The 19,783-nt window shown below is 70.0% G+C and carries 16 protein-coding genes and 2 tRNA genes; 7 read left to right on the forward strand and 11 right to left on the reverse strand.

Features of this window, described 5'->3' with window-relative positions; all coding sequences use genetic code 11:
- Window positions 1-129: 129 nt before the first annotated feature.
- Complete coding sequence (locus Scani_RS29750) at window positions 130-1,338, forward strand: hypothetical protein (protein WP_159480868.1); 1,209 nt, start codon at window positions 130-132, stop codon at window positions 1,336-1,338.
- On the opposite strand, the gene Scani_RS29755 is transcribed toward Scani_RS29750, so the two are convergent.
- The gene (locus tag Scani_RS29755; RefSeq protein WP_159480869.1) at window positions 1,304-3,952 is read right to left on the reverse strand and encodes a valine--tRNA ligase; all 2,649 of its coding nucleotides are present in this window, start codon (window positions 3,950-3,952) and stop codon (window positions 1,304-1,306) included. The genes Scani_RS29750 and Scani_RS29755 overlap by 35 nt on opposite strands.
- A gap of 150 nt (window positions 3,953-4,102) precedes the next feature.
- On the opposite strand from Scani_RS29755, the gene Scani_RS29760 reads away from it, so the two are divergent.
- The gene (locus Scani_RS29760) at window positions 4,103-5,044 is read left to right on the forward strand and encodes a hypothetical protein (RefSeq protein ID WP_159480870.1); all 942 of its coding nucleotides are present in this window, start codon (window positions 4,103-4,105) and stop codon (window positions 5,042-5,044) included.
- Window positions 5,045-5,600: 556 nt separating this feature from the next.
- Here the strand turns inward: Scani_RS29760 and clpX are convergent.
- The 5 genes from clpX to Scani_RS29785 all read right to left on the reverse strand — a co-directional run bounded on the left by clpX (window position 5,601) and on the right by Scani_RS29785 (window position 10,379).
- Complete coding sequence (gene clpX, locus Scani_RS29765; RefSeq protein ID WP_159480871.1) at window positions 5,601-6,884, reverse strand: ATP-dependent Clp protease ATP-binding subunit ClpX; 1,284 nt, start codon at window positions 6,882-6,884, stop codon at window positions 5,601-5,603.
- A gap of 169 nt (window positions 6,885-7,053) precedes the next feature.
- On the reverse strand, window positions 7,054-7,731 hold the full coding sequence (locus Scani_RS29770) for an ATP-dependent Clp protease proteolytic subunit (RefSeq protein ID WP_088802049.1): 678 nt from the start codon (window positions 7,729-7,731) through the stop codon (window positions 7,054-7,056).
- A 64-nt stretch (window positions 7,732-7,795) separates the two neighbouring features.
- Window positions 7,796-8,398, reverse strand: a complete 603-nt coding sequence (locus tag Scani_RS29775; protein ID WP_030283915.1) for an ATP-dependent Clp protease proteolytic subunit — start codon at window positions 8,396-8,398, stop codon at window positions 7,796-7,798.
- A 293-nt stretch (window positions 8,399-8,691) separates the two neighbouring features.
- Window positions 8,692-10,071, reverse strand: coding sequence for a trigger factor (gene tig / locus Scani_RS29780; RefSeq protein ID WP_159480872.1), 1,380 nt, complete (start codon window positions 10,069-10,071; stop codon window positions 8,692-8,694).
- A 231-nt stretch (window positions 10,072-10,302) separates the two neighbouring features.
- Window positions 10,303-10,379 (reverse strand) — tRNA-Pro (locus tag Scani_RS29785).
- Between the two features lie 182 nt (window positions 10,380-10,561).
- Here Scani_RS29785 and Scani_RS29790 point away from each other — a divergent pair.
- Window positions 10,562-10,632 (forward strand) — tRNA-Gly (locus tag Scani_RS29790).
- A 113-nt stretch (window positions 10,633-10,745) separates the two neighbouring features.
- Window positions 10,746-11,132, forward strand: a complete 387-nt coding sequence (locus Scani_RS29795) for an arsenate reductase family protein (protein ID WP_159480873.1) — start codon at window positions 10,746-10,748, stop codon at window positions 11,130-11,132.
- A gap of 54 nt (window positions 11,133-11,186) precedes the next feature.
- Here the strand turns inward: Scani_RS29795 and Scani_RS29800 are convergent, their stop codons facing one another.
- Window positions 11,187-11,381 (reverse strand): hypothetical protein, encoded by a 195-nt coding sequence (locus tag Scani_RS29800; RefSeq protein WP_030082107.1) that lies wholly within the window; start codon window positions 11,379-11,381, stop codon window positions 11,187-11,189.
- 664 nt (window positions 11,382-12,045) lie between these two features.
- Between Scani_RS29800 and Scani_RS29805 the strand changes: the two genes are divergently transcribed.
- Window positions 12,046-13,215, forward strand: a complete 1,170-nt coding sequence (locus tag Scani_RS29805) for an acyltransferase family protein (RefSeq protein ID WP_159480874.1) — start codon at window positions 12,046-12,048, stop codon at window positions 13,213-13,215.
- 124 nt (window positions 13,216-13,339) lie between these two features.
- On the opposite strand, the gene Scani_RS29810 is transcribed toward Scani_RS29805, so the two are convergent.
- On the reverse strand, window positions 13,340-14,485 hold the full coding sequence (locus tag Scani_RS29810; protein ID WP_159480875.1) for a PP2C family protein-serine/threonine phosphatase: 1,146 nt from the start codon (window positions 14,483-14,485) through the stop codon (window positions 13,340-13,342).
- Window positions 14,486-14,612: 127 nt separating this feature from the next.
- Here Scani_RS29810 and Scani_RS29815 point away from each other — a divergent pair, with 127 nt between their 5' ends.
- A complete protein-coding gene (locus Scani_RS29815; protein ID WP_159480876.1) occupies window positions 14,613-15,842 on the forward strand; it encodes a GNAT family N-acetyltransferase in 1,230 nt (409 codons plus the stop codon).
- A 25-nt stretch (window positions 15,843-15,867) separates the two neighbouring features.
- Here Scani_RS29815 and Scani_RS29820 read toward each other — a convergent pair whose 3' ends face one another.
- A complete protein-coding gene (locus Scani_RS29820; protein WP_159480877.1) occupies window positions 15,868-16,731 on the reverse strand; it encodes an Fpg/Nei family DNA glycosylase in 864 nt (287 codons plus the stop codon).
- A gap of 73 nt (window positions 16,732-16,804) precedes the next feature.
- Complete coding sequence (locus Scani_RS29825) at window positions 16,805-17,290, reverse strand: ribose-5-phosphate isomerase (protein ID WP_159480878.1); 486 nt, start codon at window positions 17,288-17,290, stop codon at window positions 16,805-16,807.
- A 211-nt stretch (window positions 17,291-17,501) separates the two neighbouring features.
- Here Scani_RS29825 and Scani_RS29830 point away from each other — a divergent pair, with 211 nt between their 5' ends.
- Entirely contained in the window at window positions 17,502-19,019 is a 1,518-nt protein-coding gene (locus Scani_RS29830) for an amino acid permease (RefSeq protein WP_159480879.1), read from the forward strand.
- A gap of 90 nt (window positions 19,020-19,109) precedes the next feature.
- Here Scani_RS29830 and Scani_RS29835 read toward each other — a convergent pair whose 3' ends face one another.
- On the reverse strand, window positions 19,110-19,706 hold the full coding sequence (locus Scani_RS29835; RefSeq protein ID WP_159480880.1) for a biotin transporter BioY: 597 nt from the start codon (window positions 19,704-19,706) through the stop codon (window positions 19,110-19,112).
- Window positions 19,707-19,783 lie beyond the last annotated feature (77 nt).

The following is a 19,783-nucleotide window of genomic DNA, read 5'->3' on the forward strand; positions in this document are numbered from 1 at the left end:
CGTCCGGGACAACTTTCTGCCGTCTTTCGCCCTCTTCGACGGCGGGCTGTCGACGCCCTCCGGTGATCACCACGCGGCAGCGCACGGGAAGGCAGGAGCTGAGGACGGGTGCCGGCAATCAGTCAGCGGATGCATTTGATACTGCTCACCGCCTGGACGGTGCTGTGGTTCGTCGTCGTCGAACCCCACGGCGGCTTCTCCTGGCACTACCTGCGCACCGGCGGCGAACTGATCTACCAGGGCGAGGCCGGCGACGGCTCCGGCGGACTGAACCTCTACGCGCACCACCCCGAGCTCCAGATGGGCCCGCTCAGCTTTCTGACCGCCGGCCTGTTCAACCCGTTCCCCGAGGCCACCGGGCAGTTCCTGGCGGCGGCCCTGATGTCGCTGCTCGGCCTGGTCATCGTGGTGCTGGCGGGCCGCAGCGCCGCCCACTACTTCCTGGGCACCGGCACCAACCACCAGCGGCTGCGGCAGCGCGTCCTGGTCGCCGGGCTCGCCTTCATCCCCATGTGGATCGAGGTGGGGGTCCGCTTCGGGCATCTCGACGATGTCCTCGCGCTGTTCTTCACCGCCCTCGCGGTACGCGCCCTCACCCGCGGCAACGCCGCCCTCACCGGCGCCTGCCTGGCCCTGGCGATGGACTCCAAGCCCACCGCGCTGGCCTTCCTCCCCCTGCTGCTCGCGCTGCCGCGAAGGGAGTGGCTGCGGGCCGGAGCGTGGTGCGCGGGTCTGGTCGCGGTCGCCTGGCTGCCGTTCTTCCTCGGCGACCCGCAGTCCTTCGCCGCGGCGAAGTTCGCCATCCCCAACCATCCGGCGTCCGCACTGCGCTGGCTGGGTGTCGGCGACCCCGAGACGCCCGCCTGGGACCGCCCCGCCCAGGCCGCCCTCGGCCTGGCACTGGGATCGATCGCCGTCCTGCGGGGCCGCTGGGCGGCGGTGGTGCTGCTCGGCGCCAACGCCCGCATCGTCCTCGACCCCAGCGTCTACACGTACTACACCGCGTCGGTGCTGCTCGGCACCCTGCTGTGGGACGTCATCGGCCAGCGCCGCCTGGTCCCCTGGTGGAGCTGGCTGGCGCTGCTCACCCTCTACGGCAGTGTCTTCGCCGTCCCCGACGACGCCGCCCGGGGCCTGATCCGCCTGGCGTTCGTGGCCGTCTCGACGGCGTACGTCCTGCTCTGGCCGGTGCGCGAGCGGGGGCGGCGGGGGCCGGGACGGCGCAGGCCCCCCGCCCGTACGGACGAGGGGCCTGCACATGACGGTCCCGGGCCCGGCCCGGCTCCCGGGCCGGGCCCGGCGCCTACCCCTTGGGCAGGGCCGCCAGCTGCGCGGTGATCCGGACGATGTCCGCCTCCGCGGCCTCCAGCCGGCCGCGGATCTTGTCCACGACCTTCTCCGGCGCCTTGGCGAGGAACGCCTCGTTGCCGAGCTTGGCGGTGGCCTGCGCCTTCTCCTTCTCGGCGGCGCCCAGGTCCTTCGTCAGCCGCTTGCGCTCGGCCTCGACGTCGATGGCACCGGACAGGTCCAGTGCGACGGTCGCGCCCGCGACCGGCAGCGAGGCGGTGGCGCTGAAATCGTCACCGGCCGGCTGCAGCCGCAGCAGCGAGCGCATCGCGGCCTCGTGCGCGGCCAGCGCCGTACCGGACAGCTCCAGTCGCGCCGGGACCTTCTGGCCCGGCTGCAGCCCCTGGTCGGAGCGGAAGCGGCGGACCTCGGTCACGACCTGCTGGACGGTCTCGATCTCCCGCTCCGCCGCCGCGTCCCGGAAGCCGCCCGGGGCGTCGGCCCCTGCGACGGCCACGGCCTTCGGCCAGTCGGCGATCACGACCGACTCACCGCCGGTCAGCGTCGTCCACAGGGTCTCGGTGACGAACGGGACGATCGGGTGCAGCAGCCGCAGCGTGACGTCCAGGACCTCGCCCAGCACCCGGCGCGAGGCCTCGGCGGCCGGGCCGCCCGCCATGAACGTCGTCTTGGACAGCTCGACGTACCAGTCGAAGACCTCGTCCCAGGCGAAGTGGAAGAGGGTGTCCGACAGCTTCGCGAACTGGTAGTCGTCGTAGTACGCGTCGACCTCGGCGACGACCGAGTTCAGCCGGGACAGGATCCACCGGTCGGTCGCCGACAGCTCCTCGGCGGGCGGGAGTTCGCCCTCCACCGTCGCACCGTTCATCAGCGCGAAGCGGGTGGCGTTCCAGATCTTGTTGGCGAAGTTGCGGGACCCCTGGACCCAGTCCTCGCCGATCGGGACGTCGACGCCGGGGTTGGCCCCCCGCGCCAGCGTGAACCGGACGGCGTCGGAACCGTAGGAGTCCATCCAGTCCAGCGGGTTGACCGCGTTGCCGAAGGACTTCGACATCTTCTTGCCGAACTGGTCGCGGACCATGCCGTGCAGCGCGATGGTGTGGAACGGCGGGGTGCCGTCCATCGCGTACAGCCCGAACATCATCATCCGGGCGACCCAGAAGAAGAGGATGTCGTAGCCGGTGACCAGGACGGAGTTCGGGTAGAACTTCTCGACGCTCGGGGTCTGCTCGGGCCAGCCGAGCGTGGAGAACGGCCACAGCCCGGAGGAGAACCAGGTGTCCAGGACGTCGGTGTCCTGGGTCCAGCCCTCGCCGGTGGGCGCCTCGTCGTCCGGTCCGACGCAGACGACCTCGCCGTTCGGGCCGTACCAGACGGGGATCCGGTGGCCCCACCACAGCTGCCGCGAGATGCACCAGTCGTGGAGGTTGTCGACCCAGCCGAAGTAGCGGGACTCCATCTCCTTGGGGTGGATCGCGACCTTGCCGTCACGGACCGCGTCGCCCGCGGCCTTCGCCAGCGGGCCGACCTTGACCCACCACTGCATCGACAGCCGCGGCTCGATGGTGGTCTTGCAGCGCGAGCAGTGCCCGACGGAGTGCGTGTACGGGCGCTTCTCGGCGACGATCCGGCCCTCGGCGCGCAGCGCGCCGACGATCGCGGAACGGGCCTCGAAGCGGTCCAGGCCCTGGAAGGGGCCGTGCGCCGTGATGACGCCGCGCTCGTCGAGCACCGCGAGGTTCGGCAGGTCGTGCCGACGGCCGATCTCGAAGTCGTTGGGGTCGTGCGCCGGGGTGACCTTGACCGCGCCGGTGCCGAACTCCGGGTCGACGTGCTCGTCGGCGACGACCGGGATCCGGCGGCCGGTCAGCGGCAACTCGATCTCGGTGCCGACGAGATGGGCGTAGCGCTCGTCCTCCGGGTGGACGGCGACCGCGGTGTCGCCGAGCATCGTCTCGGCCCGCGTCGTCGCCACGACGATGGAGGTGTCGCCCTCGCCGTACCGGATGGAGACCAGCTCGCCGTCGTCGTCCTGGTACTCGACCTCGATGTCCGAGATCGCGGTCAGACAGCGCGGGCACCAGTTGATGATGCGCTCGGCGCGGTAGATCAACTCGTCGTCGTAGAGCCGCTTGAAGATCGTCTGGACGGCCTTGGTCAGGCCCTCGTCCATCGTGAAGCGCTCACGCGACCAGGCGACGCCGTCGCCCAGGCGCCGCATCTGGCCGGAGATCTGTCCGCCGGACTCGTTCTTCCACTGCCAGACCCGCTCGACGAACGCCTCACGGCCCAGGTCGTGCCGGGAGACGCCCTCCTTGGCGAGCTCCCGCTCGACGACGTTCTGGGTGGCGATACCGGCGTGGTCCATGCCGGGCTGCCAGAGCGTCTCGTAGCCCTGCATGCGCTTGCGGCGGGTGAGGGCGTCGATGAGCGTGTGCTCGAAGGCGTGCCCCAGGTGCAGGGAGCCGGTGACGTTCGGCGGCGGAATGACGACGGTGTACGGGGGCTTGTCGCTCTTCTCGTCCGCCTCGAAGTAACCCCGCTCTACCCAGCGCTCGTACAGCGGCCCCTCTACATCGGCCGGCGTGTACTGAGTCGGCAGTTCGGGGGCGCTGTGGTTGCTCTGCTGAGTGTTCTCGGTCACGACGCACAGTGTACGGGCGCGGATGTAGCAGCTTCGAACCGGTTTCGCCCCCGGGGCAACGGCTGCCGGCGCCGTCGTACAGGATGTCGGGAGCGTATAAACATCACGCAGAACTCAACTGGCTTCAGTTGTCACGAGGGGAACCGCTCCATGAGCTTCAACCAGCCGCCTCCCGGCCCGTACGGCCAGCAGCCCCAGCAGCCCGGCCCGTACGGCCAGCCGCAGCAGCCGCCGGCCCCGCAGCCGGGCTACGGCTACCCGCAGCAGGGCGGCCAGGTGCCGGGGCAGCAGCCGGGCTACGGCTACCCCCAGCAGGCTCCCGCGCAGGGCTACGGCTACCCGCAGCAGGGCGGCCAGCCCGGCTACGGCCAGCAGGCTCCCTACGGCGGACAGCAGACCCCCTACGGCACGATCCCCCAGGGCGCCCCGGAGAGCGGCGGCAACGGCAAGAAGATCGGCCTCATCATCGGCGCGGTCGCGGTCGTCGCGGCGATCGGCGTGGGGGCGTACTTCGCCTTCGGCTCGGGCGGGGATGTGAAGCCCTACACCATGGTCATGCCGAACAGCCTGCTCAACGGTGAGTACACCAAGACGGCCGAGCCCGGAGGCGGAGGCACCAAGCCTCTCGCCGACGACAAGGAAGCCAAGGCGATGGGCATCACCAACGGCACCTCCGTCAACGCGAAGTACCAGAAGAGCAAGACGGACCAGCTCACGGTCGGCGGCGTCTACGGCGACATCGCGGACCCCAGCGGTGCGGTGGACAAGATGTTCGCCAAGATCGACGAAGGCCAGAAGGAGAGCGGGTCCAAGGCCAAGGTGGAGACGGTCACACCGGTCACCTCGTACTCGCCGGACGGCTTCGACGGCGAGGTCATGAAGTGCAAGGCCTACAAGGTCTCCTTCACCGCCGGGACCATCACCGCATCCGGCGGGATGAGCGTGTGCATCTGGGGTGATTCCAGCGCGGTGGGCGTGGTGCTGAACCAGGCGATCCCCTCACCGAGCGCCCCCTCGGCCCAGGCCGCCACCGCCGAGCAGCTCTCCGAGAAGACCGCAAAGATCCGCAACGAGGTCCGCAAGGAGAAGTAGCGGTCCCGTCCGGTCGTGAAGCTTCAAGGCGTTCGATGAGGTGGTCTCGTCGGGCGCCCTTTGCTTGCGGAGACGGAACCGCACACCCCGCAGAGCCTTGGCCAAAACCTTGCGCAGGCCGGAGAAGAGGACGTACCGGTTCGTAGCCTCACCTCGACCGAAAGATCTACAACGAGGGGGGTTGTTCATGCACAACGCGATACGTCGCCTTTCCGCAGCGACTGGGGTACTGGTGGCGGCAGGTGCGCTTCCGATCGTGGCGACCGCGCCGGCCCAGGCCACCACCAAGCAGTGCACGTCGTTCATTGCCGAAGGCGGCTACAAGGTGGGGCCGAAGGTCCGTGCCGCATGCAAGATGACAGGGGAGGGCGGCTTCATCATGCGAACAACAACGTCCCCTTCTGCCAGGCTTCCCTGCTCACGCTCAAGGTCAAGCCGGTGATCGCCGAGAGGGCATGCCAGCTCGGTACCGCCGGGCCATCAGGTCACCTGTAACAACACAGAGCCGCCCGGCAGCCATGGCTGCCGGGCGGCTCTCGTGTCGCGTCTCGGGCGCCTACGCGCTCTTCTCCTGCGGTTCGCCCGACTCGCCGCGGTTGCGCGGGACCAGGGTCGGGTTCACGTTCGAGTGGACGACGTCCTCGGTGATGACGACGCGGGCCACGTCCTTGCGGGACGGGATCTCGTACATCACCGCCTGGAGGACCTCCTCCATGATGGCGCGCAGACCGCGGGCGCCGGTGCCGCGCAGGATGGCCTGGTCGGCGATGGCCTCCAGGGCCGGGCGGTCGAAGTCCAGCTCGACACCGTCGAGTTCGAAGAGGCGCTTGTACTGCTTGACGAGCGCGTTGCGCGGCTCGACCAGGATCTGCAGCAGGGCCTCGCGGTCGAGGTTGTGGACCGAGGTGAGGACGGGGAGGCGGCCGATGAACTCCGGGATCATCCCGAACTTCACCAGGTCCTCCGGCATGACGTCCTGGAGCTGGTCCTTGGACTCGATCTCCCGCTTGGAGCGGATCGTGGCGCCGAAGCCGATGCCCTTGGCACCGGACCGGGCCTCGATGATCTTCTCCAGGCCGGCGAAGGCACCGCCGACGATGAAGAGGACGTTGGTGGTGTCGATCTGGATGAATTCCTGGTGGGGGTGCTTGCGCCCGCCCTGCGGCGGGACGGAGGCGGTGGTGCCCTCCAGGATCTTCAGCAGCGCCTGCTGGACGCCCTCGCCGGAGACATCGCGCGTGATCGACGGGTTTTCGCTCTTCCGGGCGACCTTGTCGATCTCGTCGATGTAGATGATGCCGGTCTCGGCCTTCTTGATGTCGAAGTCCGCGGCCTGGATCAGCTTGAGGAGGATGTTCTCGACGTCCTCGCCGACATAGCCGGCCTCCGTCAGCGCCGTGGCGTCGGCGAAGGCGAAGGGCACGTTCAGCATCCGGGCGAGGGTCTGCGCGAGCAGGGTCTTGCCGGAGCCGGTCGGGCCGAGCAGCAGGATGTTGGACTTGGCGAGCTCGATGCCCTCCTCGCCGCGGCCGGGGCCGTTCTCGCCCGCCTGCACCCGCTTGTAGTGGTTGTAGACGGCCACCGAGAGCGCCTTCTTGGCGGGGTCCTGGCCGACGACATAGCCGTTCAGGAACTCGTAGATCTCCCGCGGTTTGGGGAGCTCCTCCCACCGCACCTCGGAGGTCTCGGCGAGCTCCTCCTCGATGATTTCGTTGCAGAGGTCGATGCACTCGTCGCAGATGTACACACCAGGTCCCGCGATGAGCTTCTTCACCTGCTTCTGACTCTTTCCGCAGAATGAGCACTTGAGCAGGTCGCCGCCGTCACCGATGCGTGCCACGAGGTGCTTCCCCTTCGCCTGGGATCCGCATTGCTCCGCGGACCCGGGTGCTTGCCTATCGACGGTACCTTGCCGGGCCCCCCGTACGGGCCCCCCTTGGACCGACTCGGTTCACTCGATCCGAATCCGGTCCAAGGGGGCAACGCTCCGGCTCACTTCGCGACGGTCGTCAGCCGATCGAGACGGACGACTTGCGCGTCGAGACGATCTGGTCGACCAGACCGTACGCCAGCGACTCCTCGGCGGTCAGGATCTTGTCACGCTCGATATCGTCACGGATCTTCTCGACCGGCGTGGAGGAGTGCTTGGCCAGCAGGTCCTCCAGCTGCGAACGCATCCGCAGGATCTCGTTGGCGGCGATCTCCAGGTCGGACACCTGGCCGCGGCCGGTCTCGCTGTAGGGCTGGTGGATCAGCACACGGGCGTTCGGCAGCGCCATCCGCTTGCCGGGGGTGCCGGCGGCGAGCAGCACGGCCGCGGCGGAGGCCGCCTGGCCCATGCAGACCGTCTGGATGTCCGGCTTCACGAACTGCATCGTGTCGTAGATGGCCGTGAGCGCCGTGAAGGAGCCGCCCGGGCTGTTGATGTAGATCGAGATGTCCCGGTCCGGGTCCATCGACTCCAGGCACAGCAGCTGCGCCATGACGTCGTTGGCCGACGCGTCGTCGATCTGCACGCCGAGGAAGATCACGCGCTCCTCGAACAGCTTCGCGTACGGGTCGTACTCGCGCACGCCCTGCGAGGTGCGCTCGACGAAGCGCGGGACGATGTAGCGGGACTCGGCGCGCGGGCCGGAAAACTCGGACTCCGCGCCCTGGGAGAGGCCGCTGCCGGGGTAGTTGTTCATCGTGGTGTTCACCGTCCTGGTGGCGATCAAGTGGGTGGGGGCTGTAGGGCGAGTGGTACGGGGCTCAGGCCCCCGTGCCGCCCCCGCCCGGAACGCCGGCGGCGGAGGTCATCACATCGTCGATCAGGCCGTACTCCTTGGCCTCATCGGCGGAGAACCAGCGGTCGCGGTCCGAGTCCTGGGTGATCCGCTCGACGGTCTGACCGGTGTGGAAGGCCGTCAGCTCCGCCATCCGCTTCTTGGTGTGCAGCAGCCGCTCGGCGTGGATCTTGATGTCCGACGCGGAGCCGGCCAGGCCCGCGGAGGGCTGGTGGATGAGGATCTCGGCGTTGGGCAGCGCGAAGCGCTTGCCCGGGGTGCCGGCGCTCAGCAGGAACTGTCCCATGGAGGCGGCGAGGCCCATCGCGATCGTCACCACGTCGTTCTTGATGTACTGCATGGTGTCGTAGATCGCCAACCCGGCCGAGATCGAGCCGCCCGGGGAGTTGATGTAGAGGAAGATGTCCTTGTCCGGGTCCGCGGCGAGGAGAAGCAGCTGCGCGGTGATCTTGTTGGCGATGTCGTCGTCGACCGGCTGGCCGAGGAAGATGATCCGCTCGCCGAGCAGCCGGTTGTAGACCTGGTCGCCGAGGCCACCGAAGGTCGGCTCAGCGGCGGCGGAAGGCATCGGGATCGTCACGTGTCCACCTGCTCGTTGTCGGACGGCTCCAGGCCGTCTCAGCGTCGTCTGCTGGGGCGTGGGGAGGCGGCGCCGTGTGTGGGCCCGGCGCGGTTCCAGGGACTCCCCTGCCCTCGTATCTACGGACCCTAACGCGCAGGTCGGACAACGCCATCCCGCATCGATAACTGTTCGCTGTGAGCGCAGGCTCACGGGGCGGTACGACCACGGGCCCGAACACGCGGACGTGCGTGTTCGGGCCCGTGGTCGAGGTACTGCCAGCCGGGCGGGGCAGCCGGGGCTCAGGCCTCGGGCTGCTCCTCCGCGCCCGCCTCGGCCTCGGTGGCCTCGACGGTCTCGGCGGTCTCGTCCTCGTCGTCGAGGTCGATGACCTCGCCGTTGCTGTCCTTGACCGTGGCGGCCTCGACGACGACCGCGAGGGCCTTGCCGCGGGCGACCTCACCGACGAGCATCGGCACCTGGCCGCCCTCGACGACGGCCTGGGCGAACTGGTCGGGGGACATGCCGGAGGACTGCGCGCGGCGCATGAGGTGCTCGGTGAGCTCCTCCTGGCTGACGTTCAGCTTCTCCTTGTTGACCAGCTCGTCGAGGATGAACTGGGTCTTGATGCCCTTCTCGGCCTGCTCCTTGGTCTCGGCGTCGAACTCCTCCTCGCTCTTGCCCTGGATCTCCAGGTACTTCGCGAGGTCGAGGCCCATCTGGCCGAGCTGGTGGTTGACCAGGTTGTGCTTGCGAGTCTGGATCTCGTCCTCGAGCAGCTTCTCGGGCATCGGCACCTCGACGAGCTTGAGCAGCTCGTCCAGGACCTTCTCCTGAGCCTGGGTGGCCTGGTCGTACTTCTTCATCTGCTCGAGGCGCTTGCGGCTGTCGGCGCGCAGCTCCTCGAAGGTGTCGAACTCGCTCGCCAGCTGGGCGAAGTCGTCGTCCAGCTCGGGCAGTTCGCGGGACTTGACCTCGGTGACCTCGACGGTGACCTCGGCCTCCTTGCCCTCGGCGGAACCGCCCTTGAGCTCGGAGGTGAAGGTCGCGCTGTTGCCGGCCTCCACGCCGGTGACGGCCTCGTCGATGCCGTCGAGGAGCTCGCCGGAGCCGACGGTGTAGGTGACGCCCTGGGCGACACCGTCCTCCAGGACCTCGCCGTCCACCTTGGCCTCGAGGTTCAGCGTCAGGACGTCGCCGTCCTGGGCCGCACGCTCGACCGGGCTGGTCGTCGCGAAGCGCTCACGCAGCTGCTCGACGGACTTGTCGATGTCCTCCTCCGACACCTCCACGGCGTCGACCTCGACCTCGATGCCGGAGTAGTCCGGGATCTCGAGGGCGGGGCGGATGTCGACCTCGGCGGTGAAGGCCAGCAGCTCGCCGTCCTTCAGCTCGGTGATGTCGACCTCGGGCTGGCCGAGGACGTTCAGCTCACCCTCGTTGACCGCTTCGGTGTAGAACTTCGGGAGCGCGTCGTTGACGGCCTCTTCGAGCACGGCGCCGCGACCGAACCGCTGGTCGATGACGCGGGCCGGGATCTTGCCCTGGCGGAAGCCCTTCACCGTGACCTGCTGGTTGATCTTCTTGTACGCCGCGTCGAGGCTGGGCTTGAGCTCCTCGAAGGGCACCTCGACAGTGAGCCGAACCCGAGTCGGGTTCAGGGTCTCCACGGCGCTCTTCACGGTTCGGTCTCCTTGGGGCTGACTTCTGGGGTTCTGCTTGAGATCTGCCAGTACCCGGCTGATCCGGGCCCGACCGATCACGCCCGGTACACAGACACACGGGCACGCAGCTTGCATAGTAACCGCAAGGAGGATGACGCCCACAACGCGATCTTGAACTGCCGCCGATCCTGCGGCGCTGCCAAGGTGGGCCGAGGTGCCGCCCGACGCCGTACCGTCGGGCTGACCTGCTGGTCGGGGTGGCCGGATTCGAACCGACGACCTTCCGCTCCCAAAGCGGACGCGCTACCAAGCTGCGCCACACCCCGTCGGTGCGACACGTAGGGTACATGGCCGCAAGCGGCTCGGCTGCCAGTTATCGGGATACCCCTGGAGCGCTCGCGCGGGCGAGGACGGGTCGTGGACACCGTCCGCGGGAAGGGATGTGCGGCGCACCGCCGCGACCCGCTAGGATGCACTGCGTGCCGAGGTCCTGCGACCTGCGGCGCTCGCGGGCGTAGCTCAATGGTAGAGCCCTAGTCTTCCAAACTAGCTACGCGGGTTCGATTCCCGTCGCCCGCTCTCACGAGGAAACCCCGGGCCGATGGCCTGGGGTTTTCCGCTTTCCGGAACGGGCTGCCGGGTGGCCGCGCACCCCTTCGCCGCGCGGCCCCGGGCCCCATAGGGTGACCCGCATGGAGATCTGGCTCAATCCCGCGTGCTCCAAGTGCCGTTCGGCCGTGGAGATCCTCGACGAAGAGGGCGCCCGCTACACCGTGCGCAAATATCTGGAGGATCCGCCGAGCGCCGACGACCTGCGCGGCGTGCTGGCGCGGCTGGGACTGGAGCCCTGGGACATCACCCGGACCCAGGAGGCCGAGGCCCAGGAGCTGGGCCTCGCGGAGTGGGAGCGCACCGACGCCGCGCGTGAGCGGTGGATCGCGGCGCTGGCGGCACACCCCCGGCTGATCCAGCGGCCGATCATCACCGCGGACGACGGGTCGGCGCTGGTGGGCCGGAGCGAGGAAGCCGTACGCGAGGCAGTGGCGCGGGCCGGGAGCGGCGAGACCTCGGACGGCTGAACCCCGTTTGGGCGCCCGACACGGGGGGACGGCGGGCACCAGGAGGCCGATCGCCTAGAAGGTGATGTGGTTGATGGTGTCCGCGATCGAGTTGAGGAACCGGTTGATGGACGGCGCCATGCCCGTGGAGGCGAGGAAGAAGCCGAACAGTATGGCGACGAACGCCGGACCTGCCTTGATCGACTTCCCTCTGATGAGGACGATCAGAATGATCCCCAACAGCAGCACCACTGACAGCGAAAGAGCCACACTGATCACACCCTTGGTCGGAACGCCTCGCCGGCCCGGGGGCATGCCGCGCACACCCCCCTGCACCCATCGTGCCACCAACTCCATGCCCACTGCAGGCCGGTGACGAATCATCGGCCAACGCTTTGCCCGATTCCAGCCGATGGTGGCCGTGGAGCGGCGCCAGGGTGACGCGTGGGTGGCACGGGGATGAGGCGGGGACGGCCGGCGGCGGGGTGACCTCGTGCGGCGGCCGACGCGGCGGGGGCCGGGCCGGCGAATTCCCCGTCCTGCGCCGAGCCGGTTTCCCCGTCCGGTGCGACGTCAGGAATCCTGACACGGCGCCGGCAATTCGCTCCGATCATTCCCCCGACGGCATTCTGATCATTTTCCGGCCCCGGGGAATTTCTCATCCGTGGTATCCGTCACTGCCGTGATGGGCGCCATCAAGGCTTATTAGCATTCGGACATAAGACTAAGGAATCGGACATTCCCCCTGAGTCGTTTGCGGGGGATACGGGGCGATTTGAGGGGACGATAGGGCACGAAACGGACAGCGAGGGGGCGGGTCCTCGTCGGCGATAGCGGATTTTATCCGGGGCCCGTCCACAGCGGAACCGGAGAAAAAGAGGAATGACTGTCACGCGGTTTTACGCATTCGCCGACCGCCGCTATCGTGCGTCAAATGTTTCCCGCTGCCCCGACACCCCGACGCGAACTTCCCCCTGCCCGGGCGGCGGAGGGCACCGACCGGCCGGAACCCACGGAGCGGCCGTCCGACACGGAGGGCGCCGCGGGCGCGGCCGCACCCGCGCCGAAGAGCGGTGGCCGCAACGCGTTCTTCGACAACGCGAAGTACCTGGCCATCGTGCTGGTGGCGATGGGGCACGCATGGGAACCGCTGACCGACGGCAGCCGTGCCGCCGAGGCGCTCTACATGACCGTCTACACCTTCCACATGCCGGCCTTCATCATCATCTCCGGCTACTTCTCGCGCAGTTTCGACATGCGCAAGGACAGGCTGCAGCGGCTGGTCACCGGGGTCGCGGTCCCCTACGTCCTCTTCGAGACCGCCTATGCGTTCTTCAAGCGCTGGGCGGACGACGATCCCGGGCACCCCATCAGCCTCCTCGACCCGTGGTTCCTGACGTGGTTCCTGGTGGCCCTGTTCATCTGGCGGCTGACCACCCCGCTGTGGAAGGTCGTGCGCTGGCCGATTCCGCTTTCGGTGGCCATCGCCGTCCTCGCGTCCGTGTCCCCGGACATCGGCGATGATCTGGATCTCCAGCGGGTGCTGCAGTTCCTCCCCTTCTTCGTCCTGGGACTGGCGCTGCGGCCGGAGCACTTCAAGATGGTGCAGCGGCGGGCCGTGCGGATCGCCTCCCTGCCGGTCTTCGCCAGTGCGCTGGTGATGGCCTACTGGGCGGCGCCCCGGATGAGCTCGGCGTGGTTCTACCACCGGGACAGCGCCCAGGAATTGGGCACCACCTGGTGGATCGGCGCGGTGATGACGCTGGCGCTCTTCGGGTGCTCGATCGTGATGGTGGCCTGCTTCTTCTCCTGGGTGCCGACCCGGCGGACGTGGTTCACGGTGCTCGGCGCCGGGACGCTGTACGGCTATCTGCTGCACGGCTTCCTGGCCAAGGGCTCGCGGTTCTGGGGCTGGTTCGACGACTACGAGTGGCTGCACTCGCCGCTCGGGGAGATCGCGGTCACCCTGCTCGCGGCGGGCATCGTGACGGCCCTGTGCACCCCGCCGGTCCGCAGGATGTTCCGCTTCGCGATGGAGCCGACGATGGCCTGGGCGTTCCGGAAGGACCCGGCCGACTCCGCGCGGGCCCGCGTCGGCGCCTGAGCGCGCGCCCTTCCCGGCCCCGCCGGTACGGGACCCCGGTGGCGGAGCAGGAGCCCGGTGGCGGAGGACGGACCCGGCGGCGGGGAGAGCGGACGGACCGCTTCCGGACCGGCCGGCGTCCTGGTTACGCGTCCCGGCAGATCAGCAGCAGCGCACGGTCGTCGTTGACGTCCTTGGCGACGGCCTCGATCAGATGCCAGGCGGCCCCGGCGAACCCGCCGGCCACATAGCGGTCGGCCTCGCCGGTCAGCCGGTCGATGCCCTCGGCGATATCGCGGTCGGCGGCCTCCACCAGGCCGTCGGTGAACAGCATCAGGACGTCGCCCGGCCGCAGCGTCCCCTTGACCGGGTCGAACTGGGCGCCGTCGTAGACGCCGAGCAGCGGCCCCTCCCCCGGCTTCTCCTCCCAGCGGCCGCTGCCGGCGCTGAGCTGGAGGGCCGGCAGATGGCCGGCGGAGAGCAGTTCGTAGTCGCCGGACTCCAGGTCGAGGACGAGGTGGATGGAGGTCGCGAACCCCTCGTCCCAGTCCTGGCGCAGCAGATAGCCGTTGGCGGCGGGCAGGAAGCCGTGCGGCGGCAGCGAGCCGAGCAGGCCGCCGAAGGCGCCGGACAGCAGCAGCGCGCGGGAGGCCGCGTCCATGCCCTTGCCGGAGACGTCCGTCAGCACCACTTCGAGGATGTCGCCGCCGTGGGTGCGGGAGGCCACCACGAAGTCGCCGGAGAAGGACTGCCCGCCGGCCGGACGCAGCGCCATCTCGTGGTGCCAGCCCTCGGGCAGCCGGGGCAGTTCGCTCTGGACGCGGATGCGTTCGCGCAGGTCGAAGAGCATCGTGCCGCCGCGCCGCCAGGGCACGCCGACCCGGCTGCGGAACTGCGCGATCAGCAGGCCGAAGAGCCCGACCGCGGCGACGACCAGGACCGTGCCCGGGGTGATCCGGTCCGGTCCGGCGTCGTACGGGCCGAACAGGGCGGCCTCGACGACCAGGGCGGCCGCGGACGCGCCGTACAGAACCAGGAGGTTGGCCGGCCGCAGCAGCAGTCCCCCGGCGATGACCGGGAGGACCAGTGCCGCCGGGGCGATCCATTCGGGCCACCGGAGCGTGCCCGCGGCGATGGCGGGTATGGCGAGGAGGAGGACGGCCAGTGCGAAGCGGTCGGAGCCCTCACCACGGAAGTAGTCGACTCCGGCCTTGCGCACGCCGATACGGGCCCGGTGCAGACCTTTGTGCATCCGAGCCGTCAGGGTTTCCGTGCCCTGGCCGCTTGTCATTGTTCTGGGACCTTATCCACCCGTTCGGCGGCGCGTCGATTCGCCGCACGTAGCCCCGGAGAATAGCCGGGAAACACCGTTCGAAATACGGTCGCGCGGCCGGAGGGCGCCCTGCTAGGGATGGCGCATGGCAAGCGAATTGCGGACGTTGCGGGACACCGAATGGGACAACTGGTCGAACGCCCTGAACCGGGCGTTCGGCGGGCTGCCGCTGCCCGAGGAGAACCGTGCGCTCCAGCGCGCCGTCACCGAGCCGGAGCGGTCGTTCGGCATCTGGGACGACGGCGACTGTGTCGCCACGGCGGGGGCGTTCTCCTTCGGGCTGACGGTGCCGGGCGGGGCCGAGGTGCCGGCGGCCGGTGTCACGGCGGTGAGCGTGCGGTCCACGCACCGCCGCCGCGGGCTGCTGCGGTCGATGATGCGGCACCAGTTGGCGGACGTCCGGGAGCGCGGTGAGCCGCTGGCGGTGCTGACCTCCTCCGAGCCGGCGATCTACGGCCGGTTCGGCTACGGGCCGGCGGCCCAGGACATGCGGCTGGCGGTGGACACCGTGCGGCTGCCCGCCCCGGAACTGCCCGGCGTGGACGGCGTACGGCTGCGGCTGGTCGATCCGGTGGTCGCGGTGGCCGACTGCGAGCGGGTCTACGCCCGGCTGGTACCCACCCGGCCCGGGATGCTGGCCCGGCGCCCCGGGTGGGAACGGCTCCCCGTACGGGACGATCCGAACGGGCGGGACGGGGCCGGGGTGCTGCAGTGCGTGGTGGCCGAGGTGGACGGCGAGGTGCGGGGGTACGCGCGCTTCGCGGTGCAGCCCAGCCACGACCACACCGGGCCGACCGGGAAGGTGCTGCTGCGGGACGTCGAGGCGCTGGACCCGGTGGGGTACGCGGCGCTGTGGCGCTTTCTGTTCGGGATCGATCTGACGACGTCGGTGTCGGTGCGCACCCGGCCGGTGGACGATGCGCTGCTGCACCTCGTCCCGGACATGCGGCGGTGCGACATCCGGCTGGACGAGTCGTTGTTCGTCCGTCCGGTGGAGGTGGGCGCGGCGCTGGCGGCGCGGGCGTACCGGACGCCGGTGGAGGTGGTGCTGGAGGTGTCGGACCCGTTCTGCCCGTGGAACGAGGGGCGTTGGCGGCTGTCCGGCGACGCGGCGGGCGCCGCCTGCGCGCGGACCACGGCCCCGGCCGAACTGGCGCTGTCCGTACGGGAGCTGGGGTCGGCCTATCTGGGCGGGTTCTCGCTGCGCGCGCTGGCGGCGGCGGGGCGGGTGCGCGAGCTGCGGCCCGGTGCGCTGGCGGAGGCCGCGCGGGCGTTCGGCTCGGAGGTGGCGCCCTGGCTGCCGCACGGGTTCTGAGGGCCCGGCCGGCCCGCGGCGGCGGTCAGCCGCCGGCGGAGGGCTGACAGCCCGGGCACCAGAAGAGGTTGCGGGCGGCGAGACCGGCGGTGCGGATCTCGCCGCCGCAGATGTGGCAGCCCAGGTGGGCGCGGCGGTAGACGTACACCTCGCCGCCGTGGTCGTCGACCCGCGGCGGGCGGCCCATGGCCTCCGGCAGGTGTTCCGGGCGGACGGTGTCGATCCGGTTGTGCCGGACGCCCTCGGCCATCAGGAACACCAGGTCGGCCCAGATCGCGTCCCATTCGGTGCGGGTGAGGTCGCGGCCGGGGCGGTAGGGGTCGATGCGGTGGCGGAAGAGGACCTCGGCGCGGTAGACGTTGCCGACCCCGGCGATGATCTTCTGGTCGAGCAGCAGCGCCGCGATCGTCGTACGGCTGCGGGAGATCCGCTGCCAGGCGCGGGTGCCGTCGTCGCCGGGGCGCAGCGGGTCGGGGCCCAGCCGGTCGTGTATCGCGTCCTTCTCGTCCTCGGTGATCAGCGCGCAGGTGGTGGGGCCGCGGAGGTCCGCGTAGGCGGACGCGTTCGCGAGCCGGAGGCGCACGGTGTCGGTGGGCGGCGGGGCGGGGGCCGTGCCGAAGCCGAGCTTGCCGAACAGGCCGAGGTGGATGTGGACCCAGCGATGGGCGTCCCCCGTGGACTGAGGGGGATCGTCGGAGGTCGCTGGGGGAAGGCCGAAGCCGAGGAAGAGGTGTTTGCCGTGCGCCTCGGCGGTCGTCATGACCTGGCCGTCGACGAGCGCCGCACCGCCCGCGAACTTGCCCTGGGGGCTGCTCGCCCGTACCGGTCCGCCCTCGAAGCGGGAGCGGTGGTCCAGGGCGAGGCGGTGGATCGTATGCCCCTCGGGCACGGGTGTCCTCCAGTGGGCGCGCCCGCCCGCCCCGTCGGCCGGGGCGGGCGGGCGGCAGAGTCAGTGGGGGGTGTCAGCCCTGGGGGTGGTGGGCCGGGACGGGCGGCAGTTCGCCGGTGGTCTCGTAGGCCGAGAGCATGTCGATGCGGCGGGTGTGCCGTTCCTCACCCGAGTAGGGGGTGGCGAGGAAGATCTCGATGAACTTGGTCGCCTCCTCCTCGGTGTGCATCCGGCCGCCCACGGAGATCACGTTGGCGTTGTTGTGCTCGCGGCCGAGCTTGGCGGTCTCCTCGCTCCAGGCGAGTGCGGCCCGTACGCCCTTGACCTTGTTCGCGGCGATCTGCTCGCCGTTGCCGGAGCCGCCGATCACGATGCCGAGGCTGTCCGGGTCGGCGGCGGTCCGCTCCGCGGCGCGCAGGCAGAACGGCGGGTAGTCGTCCTGGGCGTCGTAGATGTGGGGACCGCAGTCGACGGGCTCGTGGCCATGGGCCGTGAGCCACTCGACGAGGTGGTTCTTGAGGTCGAAACCTGCATGGTCGGAACCGAGGTACACGCGCATGCGATGAGTGTGACACGAGCCGGGCCGGGTAGGCGCCGCCGGGTCGTCCCAGGGATGCGTGTACAGAAAGCCACCCCCCACCTTCCGTACGCAAGCGCAATCCGTAACCCTCCAGGGTTTCACACAACAATCCGGCTTCAGGCCTTCCAATCCACGGTTAACGAAGATCTAATGCGGGGGATCCATCCGCGAACCACGAAGGACGGTGCACATGGGCGCGCACCTTCCCCCGAGCTCTCACGGAGCAGCAGGGGACACCCCCACCACCACAGCTGTCCCCACTGCCGGTGATCTCGGCGGCGGAGGGACCGGGGGGCAGTCGCAGGAAGGGCTGCAGGCAGGACTCAAGAACCGCCATCTGTCGATGATCGCCATCGGCGGTGTCATCGGCGCCGGCCTGTTCGTCGGCTCCGGAGCCGGCATCGCGGCCGCCGGTCCCGGCATCCTGCTCTCCTACGCGCTGACCGGCCTGCTGGTCGTGCTCGTGATGCGCATGCTGGGCGAGATGGCCGCGGCCTCTCCCACCTCCGGTTCCTTCTCCGCCTACGCGGACCGGGCGCTGGGCCGCTGGGCCGGATTCACGATCGGCTGGCTGTACTGGTTCTTCTGGTCGGTCGTGCTGGCCGTCGAGGCGACCGCGGCCGCCGCGATCCTCACCGGCTGGGTCCCGGCCGTCCCGCAGTGGGCCTGGGCGCTGCTGGTGATGATCGTGCTGACCGGCACGAACCTGGTCTCGGTCGGCTCGTTCGGCGAGTTCGAGTTCTGGTTCGCCGGGATCAAGGTCGTCGCGATCGTCGTCTTCATCGTGGTCGGCGCGCTGGCGATATTCGGGCTGCCGCCCGGCGGCGCCCCGGTCGGCACGGAGAACCTGACCGGGCACGGCGGCTTCCTGCCGCACGGACCCGGCGCGATCCTCTCCGGCATGCTGCTGGTGGTCTTCTCCTTCATGGGCAGCGAGATCGTCACGCTGGCGGCGAGCGAGTCGCCGAACCCGGTGCAGGCCGTCCGCAAGGCCGTCAACAGCGTGATCTGGCGGATCGCGCTCTTCTACATCGGCTCGATCGCGGTGATCGTGACGCTGCTGCCGTGGAACGCCAAGGCGGTGGAGAAGAGCCCGTACGTGGCCGTGCTGGAGTCGCTGGACATCCCGTACGCGGGCACCGTGATGGACGTCGTGGTGCTGACCGCGGTGCTGTCCTGTCTGAACTCCGGGCTCTACACCGCCTCCCGGATGGCGTTCTCGCTCGGCCAGCGCGGGGATGCGCCGAAGTCGTTCGCCACCGTCAACAAGGGCGGGGTGCCGGCGGTCGCGATCTGGGCGTCGGTCGCCTTCGGCTTCGTCGCGACGATCTTCAGCTACACGTCGAAGGACACGATCTTCCAGTTCCTGCTGAACTCGTCGGGCGCGGTGGCGCTCTTCGTGTGGCTGGTCATCTGCCTCTCGCAGCTGCGGATGCGCCGGACCCTGGAGCGGGAGACGCCGGAGCGGCTGACCGTGCGGATGTGGCTCTACCCGTGGCTGACCTACGCGACGATCGCGCTGATCGTCTTCGTGATCGGCTACATGTTCTACAACCCCGACGGGCGCAAGCAGATGGTGCTGTCGGTGGTCGCGGCCGTGGTGGTGCTGGCGGTCGGGCTGATCCTGGACCGGCGGCGGCCGCGGACGGCCGTGGCGGACGGAGCGGGCGCCCCCGGCGCCGGCGCCGGGGTGACGGACCGGGCCTAGTACGGCGAGCACGTGAAGGGGCCGGGCCCCGTACACACCCTGCGGTGTGTACGGGGCCCGGCCCCTTCGCGTATGCGGCGTACGTTCCGGTCAGCCGCGGCGCCCGGCCAGCTTCCAGGCCGTGGGCAGCGCGCCCATGGCCAGGGCGGCCTTGAGGGCGTCGCCGATCAGGAACGGGACGAGGCCGACGGCGACGGCCTGGCCGAGGGACATGCCGGTGCTCAGCGCCAGGTAGGGGACGCCGACGGCGTAGATCAGGGCCGTACCGGCGGCCATGGTGGCGGCGGTGCGCAGCATCCCGCGGTCGCCGCCGCGACGGGCCAGGGCGCCCACGGCGGTGGCGGCGAGCATCATGCCCACGATGTAGCCGAAGGTGGCGCCGCCCGCGCCCGAGGCACCGCCGGCGAACCACGGCATGCCCGCCATGCCGGCCAGGGCGTACAGCACCATCGACAGCAGACCGCGGCCCGCGCCGAGCGAGGCGCCGACCAGGAGGGCGGCGAAGGTCTGGCCCGTGACCGGGACCGGGGAGCCGGGGACCGGGACGGCGATCTGGGCCGCGATGCCGGTGAGCGCGGCGCCGCCGAGGACCAGCGCGGCGTCACGGACGCGGGCGCGGGAGGCGGTGGCGGCCGGCAGCAGATCGGCGAGGACCGTGCCAGGACGGGAGAGAGCGGCAGTGCTCATCGGGGCTCCGCGGGGTGTGAGAGGGACAGGACGGGACGCGATGACGTTAGTCCAGCGGGCCGACGGCGATCATCGTG

The organism is Streptomyces caniferus (assembly GCF_009811555.1).
Taxonomy (GTDB): Bacteria; Actinomycetota; Actinomycetes; order Streptomycetales; family Streptomycetaceae; genus Streptomyces; species Streptomyces caniferus.